Genomic DNA, 17,044 nt, shown 5'->3' with positions numbered 1-17,044 from the left:
GTGCCACTGGGGGTGTTTGCTTCATCGGAAAGCTTATCCCTCCAACTGCGCATATCAACGCGCCGGTTATCAACCCGAACCTCTTCGTGGCGGGAGATACCCTTGTATGAAGATGTTGACGCCATCAGTTACCGCCCCCTGTCAGACGGGGGCGATTGAGAACGGAGGCGATTTTTGCGCGCCCTGCATTAACCCCACCACCGATTTGGGCACCGCCAGCCACTATCCCTTGATTAAGGGCAGCAGCCGAAGGTGTTCTAACCTGACCACTGGCACCCGATGCCATGTTTTCGCCAATTGTCTCCCGGTTCAGCGCCGAAGGCAGGCCACCAATCCAACCCATCACGGCATCACCAAAGAGGTTGATCAGAGATGAGCAATGCAACGCGAGCAAGACCGAGGCGTATGCATACAAGCCAATCAGCCCAAACAACATGACAACAGCCAGAACACCCCATCCGGGGGTCATAACCAAGAGCATGTTACCAAAAATTACGCCCAAAATCTGGTTCCCCAACCAAAGCAAGAGAACACATGCGATCAGTCCAACAATGATAAAAATTGGGCGCAGCAGCAGGCCACACAAGGTCACCATGACTTTGTTCCAAGGGCCAATCATCGAAGGTTCTCGCGCAGGCACCAGCCACATCAGGAGCGCCAGTGGCAAGGCAAAGACCGCCTCAATAACCAGCGCAAACCACGACATAACGCCAGAGAAGAAGTAGAGGATCGGGATTGATGGAATGATCAGCATGAAGACCACACCTATAGAAATCAGGTAAAAACCCATTGCCTTGAGTGGGCCAGTGATAATGCCAGCACGCTCACCGACTACTGCATCCCCGAGGCCTCCAAGAGCGAGAAGAGGACTGCCAATCAGCACCAGGTTTCCGCCCATATCCGTGTAGTCCATGAACGGATCTTCGAAATTGGACGTATTGTTCACTCCCGGTCCAAGCTTTTCGAGCATGAAACGGTACACCATCTGTGTGGTTTGATTTGCCATCTCCGCACCAGCATCTGTGCCAATCGGACTGGTCTGAGATCCGGCATCTGGTTGTGACAGCCGATCAACGAACGGCAGGTGGGTTTCAAGGTATTCAAAATCACGTTCAACAGGCTGAAAGCTTGCCTGGCTCACTTGATTGTCCGATGTCCAATATCCCCAAAATCCAGTGCCAAAGACTCTGTCAATGCGATGCTCTGCGTCGATGCTCAGATCCAAATTACTCTGAAGCTCGCGCAATGTCGTATTCAGTGACGCCAGACCGCGCTGCCAGATTGGAGCCATGATCCAACCATTCTGAGTGACCGACGCCACCAGTTCATTCTGGATGCCCTGGACAGCCGCCGTGTCTGAAGAAATGGCACTGCGACTAGCGAAAACCTGCACGGCTGCATCGCTCGCAATCGAGCGAATTTCTGTCTGAACAACCGCATCGTTTCGCAGCGAGGCATCGGTATCGCCAGGATTGCCAGAATAAATCCGATCAGCCAAAGCAATCGCACGAGGTCTGACCGTGCTCTCCATTGCAGAAACAACAGCGTCATAGACGTCGTTTTTTGCAAGTGTCGCGAGGTTTTCTGAGAAGGAAAATAGAGACGTTGACATGCCGGGATCAGCGTCAGGCTTTGGAACATTGTAGTTGATGCTGTATTTGACGGAACCGCATATATCATTGCTTGCGTTGGCCCCGGCCCCAGTTCGATAGAACCACTCGAAGATCTTTGTTTCCCCAGAATAGTCCTCCGACCTGCCGGTCCAGCCATTGATCACGTCGATCTGAAGAGTGCGTGGCACCGCTTGGGGAGTTGTCTGTGCCTGAATGTCCAGAGTACCCGACAGTCTGTCCAGGTGCAGCTCGCAGAGACGCCCGAGGACCATGGTGTATGTGGCCTCGCCCATCTTGCCACGCAGCTGCCAATCACCACCGGTTAGTGCCTCTGTCGGGGTTGAATAGGACGCACCATCCAAGGACTGCGTTGCAAACCAGTTCCACCCTTGGTTCGCGATACCACTTCCCATAATGGCGACGCCAAAAGCCAAAAGCTGGATCACAGAAAGCCCGCCGCTCACTGGCAAAAAAGCCAGAGCCGCAAGCCCAGCGCGGAAGAAAGTGTTCACAGTGTTGGTCGAACGACCAAGAAGCTGACCATCTGTAGCGGTCTCGGCCATTGTTGTCAGGAGAGTGTAGGCCCCTACGATCACAGCCAAAACCAACACGACCATGTTGAGCATACCGATCAGCGGCGACAGAAATGTCCCGACCTGGTTGTAGACATCATCTTGCCCGGACAGGTACGGTATGATGCCTCCAAACAAACGCTCCAATGCATTAAGCGCATAGTCGCTGTCGGCCACTGTATAGAGGTCTGACAGGTCTGAAAAATCATCTGGATCCATCGTTACCGTCCTCTCGTGACGCGGCTGATCGCAGAGCTGCGAAGCGGATCTGGAGCATCTTGGTCTGGTTCATCAGAGGGGTCAGCCATTACCCCCCTCGAAACACCGAAGCTGTGAACCGCTCGGATGGCTCGATCCATGACATCCGCGTCTAGCGGAGCATAGTTCATCCAATGACCAGCAATCGCGTGGCCCCCAAGTGGGTCAAGACTGCCGTGCTGTTCTATGCATCGGGATCGCAAGGCATTCTCTACAACACGTGCCAAAGTCTCTTCAGGATCGCGCAGATAGGCTGTGAACTCCTCATCGTTCATACAGCCGACACCGCGCAACTTGCCCTCTGACAGAGTGCTGTTCATCGCTTCTGCGAGGCCGGAACCATGGATGATCTCATCATATTTGCTGGGGTCATCTCCCAAACGCCGAGACAGTCCATGGACAATTTCATGCAACGGAATGCCTATTGTGCCTTGCGAAAAGACGATGGCATTCGACTGATCGACAAACTCTTCCCCAGTGCTGTCGGTGCCAGTTCTCGTTTGAGTGTGTTGGACACCTAAGTTTCTCTGGTTCGCCAACCCCTGAACCACACGAATACGGGTATTTGGGGGCAACACATCAGAGGGTTCCACCCCGAATGTATCCGCCACAAAGCTGAGCGTTGAGGTCAGGCGCGCTTGATATTCGCGAGCAGCGTAGGTCGTCGTGTCTGCCGAAACCTCGAACCGATATCCATGAACATCACGCCGAAAGCCATCAGACAGTGGCGCGTCTTCTGCTTGGGAAGCGTCCAGAGACATCACCAGCTGGCGAGCATCCGGTTGACTGGTGACGATTTCAGATGCGGTGATTTCTTCAACGCTTTCTGCGTCATATCCAAAGGCGACCGCTTCCCCTCTGATTGCGAACAACCGGGCTTCATCGACATTGATTGCGCCAAGTGTCCGATCCAGGCTGTCCCGCGCGGAAGCGCTATCGTCGCCCACCAGACGGCGGATTTCAGAAATGGTGCCCTCATCGTGACGGACAGCCGCCAGCTTGGCCAAATGTGTTGATAGTTTCCCGTCCACTTTGGACGAAACGCTTCGAGCCAGCTCCAAGAGTTCTCCACCACCTGCATCAATCTCATGGCTGGCGCTTTGCCTCCCACGCGCCCGCTCAATCAGGCTCAGCGCCCTGTTGCGAACCGCATCAGGTAAGAAACGCATTGAGTGGTCGATGTGTTCTTTCTGGACGTAAACCGGACGGTCTACACCTTCCAGAACCTCGCCTTGGCGCAGCTCATCACGCGGCACAATGGTGTTGGTTACGACGTCGCCCTCAAAGACAACAGCCAGTGATCGGGAGATGTCCGTGAAATCCCGAAAGTCGCCATAGTGGCGAATTGACAAGCCGTCTTCAGGCTTCACCCAGCCATTCTCAGCGACAGGGACCAGACGGTCCTCGTTCAAGCACTTCCCCATGGTGTCAGAGTCGGCAAATGTCAGCTCCAAATAGGCCGACCCTGCCTCACTGATTTTGCGGTCTAAACGTGCACTTTCGCCCGTCAGATCGAACCAACGCTGAATAGTCATGCTGCCGCCTCCTTCCGAGATTGCTTGCCGTGCTTTCGATAAATCACAGGGTTGCCGAGTTGGCTGCGGGCGTGCCGTAGCTTCGACGTCAACTCGAAATCTTCCATCGAGATTGGAGCAGCCACATCGTTGTTGGGAAACCGGACGGCCTTGAGAAACTGGATGCTACCGGCCTCCAAAGCTGCGCAACCATCGATTAAAGGGGTAACGCTCAGATCGCCATTCGCGGTGTCAGCGCGTTTTGTGTAATGGCCATAGGCAACAAGGATCAGTTCCTGCGGATCACTAGAACCGATACGTCCCGTCAGCCGTTCCGCATAGATCCAGCGTGCTCCGGTATCGATGCGGTCCTGACCGTTTTCTGTGACCAGGTTCAACACAAGATGCCTCCAACCGAGGCTTGGCAAGAGGTCCAAATCGCGTAGGACATTTGCAAACGACACCTCCGATAGGATCGCCTGACTGCCTTCGCCCACAACCCTTGAGGTCTCCTGCCCGACCGCCTCTAGCGTCGACGCATCACTCATGGTCTTCCGAAGCATCACCCAGTGATGCGTCCTGGCGGATAGCTGCTTCAGGAGCGATGGCAACGCCGCTCAAGTCGAAGCCGAACCCCCGCAAACGATCCAAAAACAAAGCCCCGGAAATCTTGGGGGTTTCATCCGCCAGAGGCTTCAGCTCGCGGATGAACGCTTGAAGCCCAGCGCCCAATTCTGCCGGGTTTTGCTTCCATCCGGCCATGCCACCTTCATAAATCTCATCGGACACGCCAACCATGCTGCTGGGTGCCAATTGTTCCCCGAGGTCTTCTGCATCCAGATCGAAGGGCGCCAGAGATGGTAACTTGATCATCATTGTGAGGCTTCCCCTGCAACCAGAGTTCCCACAATGACCGTGGTACGGTCGGTTGATTCCTCGCGGAGCTGGCGCACTGTCATTGCAAGAGAACGGATCCGCGAAATCTCTTTCAGAATGCCCGGTTCCGACTTCGTGACCATGGAAGCGGCCCACTCTTCATATTCAGGACCACCGCCATACCGCGACATCATCCACTCCAAGTGCTCATGCACATCAGATGATGAGCCACCGGCCCTGATAGACCGGATTTGCCAAAGGGACGCCAAAGCCGGGGATTGGAAGGCTTCGAGGCGTGCCGCAATTAAGTTCTGTGCAGCTTGGCTCCCGGTGCCTGCCGATGCAGCTACGCCCCCGCCCCCCAAGGAGAATTTTTGAATTGGCAAACCGGTCAGATTGTTGATGAAGGCCCGCACATCATCATCACTTGCGGAAGGGTCCAGTAGCGATTTCCTCACATTCAAGGTGACGTCATTTGCATCCGCAAGACGGCGACGAATGACATCATCAACATTTGGAGCACCACCAGGACGCAAATCTATCCCCGGATCGGTCACCAAATCTCTGGCGGCAGCGCTTGCCTCAGTGACTGATTGCGAGAAGTCCGACAGCCTCGCAACCACGGCACAGTTGTTGGGTGGCTGACCTGCTTCGCCGTAGGTTTCATAAGCACGCGCAACAGCAAGACGCGCCATGTTGGCCGTGACGGCCGATGCATTGGCTTCGTTTGCTTTGAGGTCGGTTGACGCGATCTGATTGTCTGTCGATGCCCGCTGCGCTGTCAGCACGCGAATGGCGGAGGTGATGGCGCTCGCTGTCCGAGCGTTTTCCCTCGCGACCGCAGCAGAATAGGTATCAACCGCTTGAATTATAGCTTGCTGCGATCTGCCATGTTGGTTTTGCCATGTTGGATCGAACACGGAACACACAGCACCACCGCCAGCGAGAACCGGCGATGCACTCACCGATAAAGCCAGGGCAATACTCGAAATGAAAGAGCGCTTGCGCATCATTGGGCCTCGCTTCCTGAAATCTCAAACATCTTGGTCGACCTCGCCATCGAGAACGCTGCAAGACCAAGCTCCAGGTCGAGCTGGTGTTCCAGTGCACGGATCTCGCTCACGAGGTTCGCCGCTTCAGCGCGGCTCATATCGAGCAGAACTGCCCGCAGTGGTGCAGTCGCCAAACGCGCAGCCCATTCGGCCCCGCCATCTGTACCCGTCCAAGTGCCGGATAGCTCCGCGATTGCCGCATCAACACTGTCAGGCGAATTGCTCACCGACGCGCGCATGAGAAGGTATTGGGAAACAGACCTCTGGGCATCGCGTTGGAGCTGGTCAACACGTTGGACCCCGCCTACTGCGCTACCCGGATTGCTTTGTGGAGGTCCCATAAGCCAATCGATATACTGCGCGACTTCGGCTTCTGTTCCGCCGTTAAAAACAGCGGTGCTGGATGTCCCAGAACCGCTTTTCATAAGGTCGAACCAGTCTTCTGTTGCCTGCCCGTCCTGTGCCACGTTGGGTCTATTGACGACCAAATCTTGGATATCATCCATGCGGGCGGCTTCATTCGCCCTCGCCGTCGCTACCGCCTGACTTCTTTCAACCACGGCGCAGGCATTGAAACCCACATCGCCATATCGCTCTTGGGCATCAAGAACGGCCTGCCGGTTCTGTGCGGCAACCACCGCTTGAGCGTTGGCCTCCTCGGCGCGGAGACGAACCGTCGCATCCTGGTTGCCACTGACGGCCGTTTGTTTGGTGGCGACACCCAGCGCAGATAGGATCCGCGCCCGCTGAACAGTTTCCGTTTGGATCATCGTTTGCTGATGAGCACGGATCAAGTTGACGACAGCCTGTTCCAACGCCGTTGTCCGCTGATTGACCCTTAGCGCCACCCCTGAACATGACGCAGCGAAAGCGCTCCCTGCCCCGCTCAAAAGCAGGACCACTCCAATTGCTGACACCGAAAGACGTTTCATTCCAAGCCCTCAAAGATTGAGCCGCTGATCGTTTCACGCGCCATGCTGCGTTCAGCTGCTTGGCCATGTGCAATCAGACGGGAAATGGCACTCGCAGCGCCCGTGTTTGGAACCACAGTTGGGAGCGGAGCGACACGATCAAGGTAGTCGATACCGACTGCGATCTCCTCAGCTCCTGCGGCTGATCCATTCATCCATACGGAAGCATTTGTATCACCGGCACCTGGGCCAGTGTTGTATCCAACGCCTGCGAACGGCGAGCACAGTCCAGCAGCAAACTCCTCTTCCGAGCAGTAATACTCAGAACGGCGGCGATTAAGTGTTGCCTGCACCGACGCTGCATCACCGTGATCGTCCATGAAGGCTGTGTCAGCTTGACCCAGCATTTGCCGCAGGCTCACATTCCTCTGAGCTGCGGAGTGCGCCATTTGGCGCATTTCGACTGGGCCACAAGCTGCGTTGGTCTGGTCTCTCCCGACAGCATAGGCGCTTACCGCTTCATTAAGGCCTGCCCGAACGTCGAACTGAGTGATTGCAGACGCATGAGCTTCAGCAGTTTTAAGCGCCGCTGTGACAACTTGGTTCCCACTGGCCGATGTCTGCGCCGTTTTCACTCGCAGACCAGACATCATTTGTTGAAAGGATATCTCCAACTGGCCCAGCGCTTGCCCGAACTGCTGTTGCCCAGCAGCTGGGCCGCTCAGTAGCAGAAAGGCAAGGCAAAGAGGTGTCCGCCAATCGCTCATTGCCCGATCCGAATTTGACCATCGGAAATGATGCCTCTGATCTGATCATCTAGTCCGCTGTCCCAGGCGCTGAGCGTTGTGTTGAGTTCCCCGGTTACACCTGAGATTTGCTCGTTCGCGATTTCGCAGGCTTGCTGAACAGCGTTGTTCAACATGTTGTTGACAGCATCTTGTCCCAGACTGCTCACAAGGCCTGCCAAATCTGGGATAGCGGTGCTGAAGTCGATCACGTTCAGCAAGTTGGAATTGATGCAGCTGTTGTTGCCTCTGAAAAAACTGGCCACATCAGTTTGCGCTGCTTCAATGGACCTAATCTGCCGATCCAATGCCGCTTCAGCGGCCTGTTCAACGACGCAACCAGCACCAGAATGTTGAGCATTAACACCTGATGCAGCCAACACGCTGAACATCGTCGCTGCGGATAGGAATGATCTGCACTTCATTGCTCGTCTCCTTCAGAAAGCACGGCTTGCACTATGGGCGCGCTGGCAACGAGCTGATGAAAGATCCAAGCGCCAACTAGAGATGCGTCTTCGACCTCATCGGCGTCAGGTTCATTTCCCGCGAGCGCCAGGACCGCAGCACCAACCTGTTGTTCGGCTAAGTCACTCATCAGAGCACCCCCATTCATAAAAACACAATATGTTTTTAGATAGTGCTGGTCAATCTGGAACTCTATCTGAGCTGCACCGTGACCCCCGGCCCTGCTGCGTCTGTGATGCTGTCAATGAAGTGTTGCGAAACGTACTTTGTGATGAAGGGCGACGGGGCCTCGACCGACAGAACATCGCCGTCTCGCTTGAACACAAGCTGATCGATCCAAGCCCTGAAGGTGGCTGGCTCAATACTGCTGCGCAACAAAGATTTAACGGGATGTTCATCAGCCGGTGGTGGGGATGCTGGTTCTATTTGTTGAGGCTTTGGAGACGGTTGCGCAGTGGAAACTTGTCGATATTCAGAGAACTTCTTGGCGAAACCTACCAGTGCTGCCACACCGATTTTGGTACGGCCTTTGCGGATATTGTAATTTCTAAACCTCTCGTAAACCATTTGTGTGTCAGCCTGGTGGCCGGTGGAGAGTTTCGGAGAAGCATTTCTGATCAACGCTTCCAAGTCTGTGAACTTCACCGATTTCAAATTCTCAAGATCAATAATCTTTTGAATATGTTTGTTATGATTTGGCTCCGGTTTTTCGGACCCCCCCCCATCCGGGTGCTTGGACCCGGTATTAACCTCTTCGGCATCAATGCGATCTTTCAACCAAGCCACAAATCCTTGGAACCATAGGCGACAATACAAGGTTGCGCCCTTCCGATCTGAGACGGCAACGCTGTCGATGATCCCCGCTTCTCTGAGACGCGCCAAGTGATCGTGGACCGTGCTCACAGAGCAACCCAGGGCTTCGGCCATCTTCGGCACGGTCAGGTGATTGATTGTGCCTCTTGGCCCAAATTCGTTGGTTTTCTGCCAGTTGACCTTGGACAGCAAAAGCAGCGCCAAACCGGCCGCTTTCCCCATCCTGCCAAGTTCAGTCGTCAGGTAATGCGCGAGCATTCCCGAGTTAAATTTGGGTGTCTCTAGGGCGTACATGATCAGTCTCTCCTGTTCAGACAGGCGAGGCTGCGGACCATCGAACAAGCAGAAATTGTTCGCTCAGGAGCGCTTTTTCAGTTGCAAAATGTCGGGAAATCCATAGGTTCATAGGTGAGAATTGTGACCAGCTGCTAACTGGTTTTGAACCTATGAATGACCCGTGATGGCCCCGCGCCTCGCGGGTTTTTCGTGTTTAGATGGCTATGCTCGGCTTATTTTTCGCGTTAGCGTATTATGATTCGGAACCAGTGTAGCACTAAACCTAGCGCACGTGATGGCCCCCCCCTCAAAATCTATACGCATTATCTATTCTCCCGGTCAATCTAAATTCAGACTGCCTTTTCATGTTGTTGACTCCATAAACGCCCTTTTGGGGCGACTCGCGTTCACGACCTCAACCTTGGCGTCCACATCCAAAGACTGAGCGACTTCGCGCTTCATCTCGAAAAATGCGGAATCCAGCCGTTCGGAAATTACCCTCGCTGCACCAGACAGGAGCACTGGTTGCTCTGCGACCTCGCTGAGACGGATAAGTGCCTCAGTCACCCGTCTGTGGGTATCAGCTGCACTGGGCACTAGACCTTGATCATCGTAGTCCCAAGGGATCGCGTGGCCGACCATCCCAGTTGGAGCGTTGAAGTGCGCCCCATTGAGGTAGATCGCGCTCTTGTTCGATCCCAGTTCAACCAGATCCGGGAATTCATCCTGAAGGATGCGGTTTTTCGGGTTGAAGATGACAGATGCTGATCCCTTCAGAGGAAAGTAATACATCTCTCCGCGCTTCAATTCCTTGAAGCTGGAGGCCAATGCGTTCTTCAACTCAGCATAGGACACGCCAAAGGCACCAATGGCGTTCATCTCCGGGTCTTCGGCTTTGTGAGGACTGATGTTCACGCCAGCTAAAGCGTTAATACCTTTGTAGACGTGATTGCGAGGTTCCAGCAGCTTCTCACTAAACACGTCTGGGCCAACAAACACACAGCTCGGTGCCCGAATGCCCTCCTGAATTGGCGGAAGGCTTTCCTGACGCAGACGATCACCGAGGGTAACATCGCCAACAGCATCATAGATCGCATCAACGCGACCAAATGCGGACGGTGGGCGTTGGCCAGCAGTGCGATAGTATGGCTGATAACTGTCCTGATCCATCGCAAGCCCAAAGAGTTGTGAGAGCTGTTCCGGCGATGTGATGTTTGCTGAGCTGCTGGCCGTTACCTGCGCTTTGTCTCGGATGCGGCGCATCTTCTCATTCTTCGGGCCACCGCCGACCTCGATCCCGTGGTGCCAAACACCCTTGCTGTCACTGAACTGGATTTTCGTGCCAGCGCTCTGCCCGTTCTTCTGGCGAGTGAGCAGCATCGAGCGGAACATGTTTCCCGTCAGGACGGTTTTTTGCTCCATGATCTCACCGGCAACGGTTCGGTCGAACAATGCTTCATAAAGAGCGGCCAGTTCCGGCCGTCGCGTGAAGACCTTTGGCAACGTCTTGTCCGCCACGCGCCCTTCTGGTTTCGCCCGCTCGAACAGAGTGCTGTTCTCAGCGTGATCAACAAGCCAGTCTTGGATGACACTCAGATTGTCCTCGCGAGCAAACCTGAGAAGGAAGTCTTCGGTTGGAACCGCGAACTGTGCCCGATGCCAAGAGTCTGCAAACTCATCCATGCTGCGCAGATGGCGCGCGACATTTCCGAGTTTCACTTGGATTGGCTCCGGTTCGCCTGGAACTGCCACACCAAAGGCGTGATAGTCGGGGTCCAAGGGATAGGAGCCTGACGCGCTGTAGTTAGTCACGACCGCAGGGATCCAGCCCTCCTCCCCCTGTGACCCTTGCACCACTCTTGTCAGCCGGGTGTCCTCCAGCGCAGGTACGAGAGCAGGGTTCAAAAAGACAGCTCGTCCAACCTCTATGTGACGCGCCAGGTTGGACAGCATCAACGCATTGCGTAGGGTCAATAACTTGGCCTTGTCGCCATCCGATTTGAGTTTGCTTTCATCCGCTCGGTCTGGGTGGTGACGCACCATAAATTGTTGAAGTTCGTCAACCATTTTGGGGACATCGCGGGTTTCACCAGTCGAGAAGAAAGAGCGATCCATCATCCCAACCGTCTTGTTCCAAGGACGGCTTTTGAACTTCGGGAGGCCGTTTTCCTCGAAGGCTTTGCTCATCAATTCAGGGAGATCACCGACAAGCTGAGACTGCGAAAGACCACGTTTGACGGCACGAACAACCTGATCGTATTCGATAGGAGCGATCACCGTAGGCGCTTCCACAGTCGTCAAATACACGGGTTTTGCACCCATACCGGAGGCGCGGTTTTCGGCAAGCAGAACCTCCTGATCCACGATCTCGCCACGCCAGTCCCGCCGCGGACTCTTGTTTGGATTGAGGCCCCGTCTATCCAGGAACTCAGAGCGCATCTGATACTGCACATCGATCTCGCCCACGATGCGCATCTGTTCATCCAAAGGACGGACGATCAGGCGTCCCAGCAACTTCCGGGTTAGGCTGTCATCCGAGAAAGTGTCCTTGCCAACGTCGATATCCAATCCCGCTGCGAGCTGAGGGTTGCTGGTGAGATAGTCGAATACGACCTGACGACCGATTGGATTGAGAAGGTCGACCACCTCGTCAATGTTTGTGCTGTTCTCGCGCGTGGCATTTGTGGACGCTGACAGAGATCTGTTCTTGCGGTTGAAGAGGCTGGCCAACCTGTCGTCGGACACGAAGCCCGTCAAAGGCGACACGTAGCGTGGTCCTTCGACCTGACCGTTCCGGTTTACCCTGCCCTCGATCTGCCGCTCATCTACGATGTCGGCCTGCAACTCCATCTTAATCATGCAGCGGCGGCGGAGATCGTCCCCGACAGATTGCGCAGCGTGCAGAGAAATACCCGTGCTTGCTGATTTGTTCAGGATCAGGGCATCCAGATCACCATTGTTGAACCTGTTCGCTGTTTGCAGGTTCGCCTTGGCCCCACCTTTGTCAAATTCGTGAACGTAAAAGCGACCATTATCTTCGCCCAGGACACCTATCCCACCGCTTGTGGTCCGTCCTGTCAGCTCACCACTGCTCAAGCCCATTTCGTGAAGCTTGGCATGGATCATATCCGCGCCATCCACCCGCATATAGGCGAGGTCTGCATTGTCGATCTGATCGGTGAGGCCTTGCGCAAAACCCGATAGCTGATCACTCAGATCGATAAGGAGCTGGTTACCCAGCGCGTCGGTTGCTTTGACCTTCATGGCGACATCGACATAGCGTCTCAACACATCCGCCAGGTTAGGTGGCGTGTCGAAGAATTTGCCGCCGTTGCCGTCCTCCTTCAGCTCACCGGGACGCGCCATTTTCCAATCCAGGATGCTCCGACCGAGATGTTCGATAGCAAAGACCGGCTTTTCGCCTCTCGACAGGCTGTCTGTGACCAGCTCCTCTAGGAACTGGCCCTTTGCAGCAAGCGTGAGATACCCCGAAAAGTGGTGCAGATTGGTGACTGGGGAGTTTGTGTCCAACTTCAGTTTGTTCACGCCATTTCGGAAGATCGAACCCCCAAACTCCTCCTTAGCGATTTGCTTCGCGAGATCTTCAATGACTGGAACAAAATCGATCACGTCTCGCAGAATGCTGGTTGCATCATCAACGCTTTCACGCACGCGATTGATCTTAGCCGGGTCAAAATCCACCAAGCGTGGCAGGTCGCGCCAGATGCCTTGGTCTGCAAGCTGACGCACAAACAAAGACCCGTTGGCAGCCATCTCATGTGACAACGCCTCCTGAAGGGACAGAGAGTCCCCACCCGCCATAATCTCCAACAGCTCCGACTTACCCAGGCCGGTATCGGGAAGGGCGCTATAGTACAGATCGATGTGCTGCCCAGTTTTGATCCCGGTTGCTGATGACCAGATAACCGACCCACCCCGATCCTCTACAAAGCGGCACAGATTGGAGAAAAACATGCCCGTATTGGATGACGGAGATGCTGCCTTGTGAGCCTCATCCAGAAGGACACGAGGCGAGCGGCCTTGATCAAATTGATGCTGCAACCAGTCCTTGACGGCTTGCAGGCGCAACGCGCCAGTGTCGGCCTTCTGAAACTGGGAGTACGAGCTGGCAACGACGTTTGCGTCTATTGGAAGCGCATATTTCTCCTTGCCCTTGGCACCACTCTTCTGACGATAGATCGTCTTCTCATCGCGATCCAAAAGGACGGCGTAATCGTTGATGAGATGGACGTTGATTTCACCTCTTTCGATACGATCTGCTGTTGCGCGTTGGCTTACATCGGTGAGATCGCGCACCAGAAAGTCGGAAAACAGCGAGGGCTTAACGGTCACGAACATGACGGGATCGCCGTCCGCCAGGGCGCTTTCAACAACGGCCCCCTGCTCTCGCCCCTTCCCCAAGCCCATCAGGTCACCAATGAGAACCCCCCGGCCCTCCGACATGCCGTCCAATGTGAGCGCAACGCCATCTACCTGCTCCGGTGACAGACGATCACCTTTCAGAAGCTCCGCTTTGGGGATGCGGAGCGCATCCGCAACATATGCGTCAACGTCATAGTCAGAGCCGTGTTCTGCCCGCAGTTTGGCCGACAGGTTCTCAAGAGCTTCATAAATCGCGCCCGACAATGAGTTCGGAACAACGGAACTGGGCTGTCCTGCGCGAGAAAACGGCCGATAAGCCTGATTTTCGTCGCTGGCTAAGCTGTCCGTCAGCCAACGAGGGAGGGGATCGTCCTCAAGAACGGGCGTAGACGCGCCAGAAGGGGCCTCCTGGGGCGTTGTCGTCTCTGACGGTCCAAGCTGCTCTACAGTGCCCTCTGGCCCGTCTCCGGTGCTCTGAGAGCGTTTGCGCGGCGTTTCAGTCTCAGATGCTGGCGTCTCCGTTGCTTCAGGAGCGTCTTCGTGATCAGAACGGGGTGCGTCGGGCACTGGCTCAGACGGCACACCGTTCGCAGGACGATCCGACAAATCCGATAGGCCGAAGACCACCCGGCAGTCATCTGCCCACTCATAGAGATCAGTGAACGTCTTGAGGGAACGAGGTGTTCCTACAAACTCGGGGTCGTTCAGCTTTGCGAAGGGATGCAACTCTGAACGAAAGCCGCGAGCCGCATAGACTTGAACAGGGACATTCGTGCCCATGCCCTGATACAGACGTCCATCAGCGATAGCCTCCTCCACATGGTCGAAGGAAAGCTTCATCAGATTGTGAAAACGCTTCGCAGTGCCTTGCTTTTCCTCTGGATTGACGAAGCTCGTGGGCAACACAAAGAAGGCATCGCCGCCTGGTTTGAGCCTTTGAAGAGCCTCAACTGCGATGGCGTAATGAAGGCGGTCAGTCGTAAAGGTGGCAGCACCAACAGGGATATCTTGGCTCTCACCCAGTTTGTCGAAAGGTGGGTTTGCGAGAACAAAATCGAACGTCGCCGCCTCCAAGTGCTGGACGCTATCGAGAAAGTTCCCTTCCTCAATGGTCGCCCCATGCGCGCCCAGCGCTCGCGTGGCACGGATAAACCGGCCATGATCAATCTCGAAGCCTGTGACAGCCGCCCCAGAGGCCGCGAATGGGGCTGCTAAGGCTCCATTGCCAATGGTCGGCTCCAAGACAGGCTTTCCGTCCAGCTCGTCAAAGATTTGCGATGCGGCCAATCCAAACGGATATGGGGTTGAATACTGCTGATTGATGATCGCGGCAGCTGTCCGTTCGCGTGAGCGGGGGAACGTGGCCATAATGGCATCGAGGTTTGACCGGCCTGCGACTTCGCCGCTCGCGATGCAGCGGCTTATTTCGGCTTCCACGTGCTCCATCAGTTCTCTCGGCCGAACCTGAAAGTCCGCCGTGCTTAACGCGGAAGCAAGCTGGTCGATATCGGCGTCGGTCAGCCGGTCACCGTTCGCCATTTCGATAAAGATTGACCGCGCATTTTCCGCAAGGTCGTATTCATTGTACGCCCTGAAAAACATCTCAGGGTGCTGCTGCCCATAGAGATACCCATCCTTGCGTCGCCACTCCGGCACCATATCCCGATGATTGCCGATCTTGTGCGCCGTGCGGCCCAGGCTGCGGTCATACACCTGATATCCATATCGGTTGCGCCCAATCAGATCAGGGTCGCGAATTTCAAACCCGCTCGCGTCCGAAAACCGCTTGATGGCAGCACCAAGCTTGTCTGTCTCGTAAAGTTCAGCAGAGTGGCTTTGGCCAATCGGCCGGTCGATGAAGTCTGACCAGAATGGGCCATTGGCAAATCTGAGCGGCATCAAAACGACAGAGCCACCGTTGGCGGCGGCTACCTCAGAAATCGGAGCGCGAGATCGCATCAGCGCCGACCTCAGACGTGTACGCGCCCTGCCCTCCTCCTGCGCAGTCCATACGGCAAGAGAGTGGCCACGGTTGCCGTCCACATGCTTGTTCTCAACGATGGCAGAAACAAATCTGCCATCGTTGAGCGGTAGAAAGTATGCCATATGCCCCTGCCCCGATCAGAGGCTCGGAGCAGTGTCGAAAGACTTCTTGCGGACGGGTGCTTCGGGCTTCGCATCTGGGGTTGGACCCCCAGCATTGGCCCCGAAGGTTTCACCATGCACCTTCACCGTGGCTTCCACCCCGATCTCGCGCAACTTGCGTGCCGGTGTCTCCGCCTGTTGTCCGATCTCTTTGAAACTGAACTTGTTCTCGGGGAAGACCGTCCTTGCTGACGCCGGTGAAACATCAGGGCCTTTCGGATCTCTCGATAGCGCAACAACGGAAGGCACAAAGCCTTTCCCTTGGTAGCTTGCGGCCGGGTCTGGCTTCTGGTCTTCGCTTGGTTTCCCGTTCCGCGTACCGTGATAGTCGCGCATGAAGTTTTTCAGTGAATCCCCAGGGATGAACTGGGTCTTCGCCATGGGCATCACAGTGATTTCGAAGGGTGGGTTATCTGGGTTTGCAGCGACCGCATCATAGATTTTGCGAGCGATTTCAGCTTTCTGCGGACTGACACGCTCATTGATCTTGAGGTCGTCAAAGTCCCGTGTATCTGTCTTTGCCGCTATGACAGCCGCCGCAAAGATCTGGTATGATCCTTGAGGGGCATCAAGCGCCGCCTCCAAAGATGGCTCGGGATCATACTTGCGATACGGAGTTGTCAAATTGGCGGTGGTGGTTTCGCCCCGCTGATTGCGGATAGCAACCACCACGCCGGTCTGCGTCAAGGGAACGTCATCCCACTGGCCCGTAAACGCACCTTCAAGATCGAAGTCGGTAATGTTCTGCGCTTCTTGCTCTTTGACGACAGTGACATCGATCCGCTGGCCAGCTTTTGTGTCGTAATGGGTCGCCTGAACTGTTCCGGTGAGAACAGCCTCTTGAGCGGGATCACGAACCACTGACTTTGGCCAACCGGCGGCGGTTTTTTCCTCCCCTTCTGGGGTTTGGAAGGTCCGGGAATTTTCCAATGACACAACCGAACCGACCTCAACTTTGAGGGTCTTCACCTCGTCGCCACCGGGCACAAGTGCGGGCCGGTTTTCGAAGCGCTTTTCGGCGGATGCAACGCGCTCTTCAAATGGACGGTGGTGATCTTGTGAGCTGACGAAGTGCTTCGCGAACTCCTGTGGCGTGGCCAGTGAAATGGTGAAGGCTTCACCAGTATGCACTTCGGTCCCGGAGACGGATCGCGCCTCCAGGTCAACGCTCTCAACCTCCAAAAGCACGTCGCCATGGTGTTTCCGTTGAGGGCGGTCGTCTCCGAAACTGAAATCGGACATTTTTGTCTCCTTCCGAGATTTTCACACAAAGCCGAGATCTATGCTCAGCTCGCGGCAAACCTGCGTCCGAATCTAACTAAAGTCAAACTGTATTTAGTTAGAGGCAACTTTGACACCGAGACAGCGTGCAAACCCACCC

The 17,044-nt window shown here is 55.2% G+C and carries 12 protein-coding genes; all 12 read right to left on the bottom strand.

The window, feature by feature from the left end; genetic code table 11:
- Window positions 1–124 precede the first annotated feature (124 nt).
- The 12 genes from Q1A75_RS17015 to Q1A75_RS16960 all read right to left on the bottom strand — a co-directional run bounded on the left by Q1A75_RS17015 (window position 125) and on the right by Q1A75_RS16960 (window position 16,905).
- Entirely contained in the window at window positions 125–2,404 is a 2,280-nt protein-coding gene (locus tag Q1A75_RS17015) for a DotA/TraY family protein (protein WP_299592512.1), read from the bottom strand.
- A 2-nt stretch (window positions 2,405–2,406) separates the two neighbouring features.
- A complete protein-coding gene (locus Q1A75_RS17010) occupies window positions 2,407–3,978 on the bottom strand; it encodes a hypothetical protein (protein ID WP_299592514.1) in 1,572 nt (523 codons plus the stop codon).
- Window positions 3,975–4,520 (bottom strand): hypothetical protein, encoded by a 546-nt coding sequence (locus Q1A75_RS17005; protein ID WP_299592516.1) that lies wholly within the window; start codon window positions 4,518–4,520, stop codon window positions 3,975–3,977. Before Q1A75_RS17005 ends, Q1A75_RS17010 begins: the two co-directional genes overlap by 4 nt.
- On the bottom strand, window positions 4,498–4,833 hold the full coding sequence (locus Q1A75_RS17000) for a hypothetical protein (protein ID WP_299592518.1): 336 nt from the start codon (window positions 4,831–4,833) through the stop codon (window positions 4,498–4,500). The genes Q1A75_RS17005 and Q1A75_RS17000 overlap by 23 nt, the downstream gene beginning before the upstream one ends.
- Window positions 4,830–5,798, bottom strand: coding sequence for a hypothetical protein (locus Q1A75_RS16995; RefSeq protein ID WP_299640573.1), 969 nt, complete (start codon window positions 5,796–5,798; stop codon window positions 4,830–4,832). Before Q1A75_RS16995 ends, Q1A75_RS17000 begins: the two co-directional genes overlap by 4 nt.
- A gap of 44 nt (window positions 5,799–5,842) precedes the next feature.
- Window positions 5,843–6,655, bottom strand: coding sequence for a hypothetical protein (locus tag Q1A75_RS16990; RefSeq protein ID WP_299592522.1), 813 nt, complete (start codon window positions 6,653–6,655; stop codon window positions 5,843–5,845).
- 158 nt (window positions 6,656–6,813) lie between these two features.
- Window positions 6,814–7,563: a hypothetical protein gene (locus Q1A75_RS16985; RefSeq protein WP_299592524.1), complete on the bottom strand. Its 750-nt coding sequence runs from the start codon at window positions 7,561–7,563 to the stop codon at window positions 6,814–6,816.
- Entirely contained in the window at window positions 7,560–7,973 is a 414-nt protein-coding gene (locus Q1A75_RS16980) for a hypothetical protein (RefSeq protein ID WP_299592526.1), read from the bottom strand. Before Q1A75_RS16980 ends, Q1A75_RS16985 begins: the two co-directional genes overlap by 4 nt.
- 29 nt (window positions 7,974–8,002) lie before the next feature.
- On the bottom strand, window positions 8,003–8,176 hold the full coding sequence (locus tag Q1A75_RS16975; RefSeq protein WP_299592527.1) for a hypothetical protein: 174 nt from the start codon (window positions 8,174–8,176) through the stop codon (window positions 8,003–8,005).
- 62 nt (window positions 8,177–8,238) lie between these two features.
- Window positions 8,239–9,153: a DnaA N-terminal domain-containing protein gene (locus Q1A75_RS16970; protein ID WP_299592529.1), complete on the bottom strand. Its 915-nt coding sequence runs from the start codon at window positions 9,151–9,153 to the stop codon at window positions 8,239–8,241.
- A gap of 345 nt (window positions 9,154–9,498) precedes the next feature.
- On the bottom strand, window positions 9,499–15,624 hold the full coding sequence (locus tag Q1A75_RS16965; protein WP_299592531.1) for a strawberry notch C-terminal domain-containing protein: 6,126 nt from the start codon (window positions 15,622–15,624) through the stop codon (window positions 9,499–9,501).
- Between the two features lie 15 nt (window positions 15,625–15,639).
- A complete protein-coding gene (locus tag Q1A75_RS16960; protein WP_299592533.1) occupies window positions 15,640–16,905 on the bottom strand; it encodes a hypothetical protein in 1,266 nt (421 codons plus the stop codon).
- Between the last annotated feature and the right edge of the window lie 139 nt (window positions 16,906–17,044).

The sequence above is a fragment of the uncultured Tateyamaria sp. genome, from assembly GCF_947504105.1.
In the GTDB taxonomy this organism is placed as follows: domain Bacteria; phylum Pseudomonadota; class Alphaproteobacteria; order Rhodobacterales; family Rhodobacteraceae; genus Tateyamaria.
Note: the sequence above shows the minus strand (reverse complement) of the source record. Positions and strands in the feature narration are given on the sequence as shown.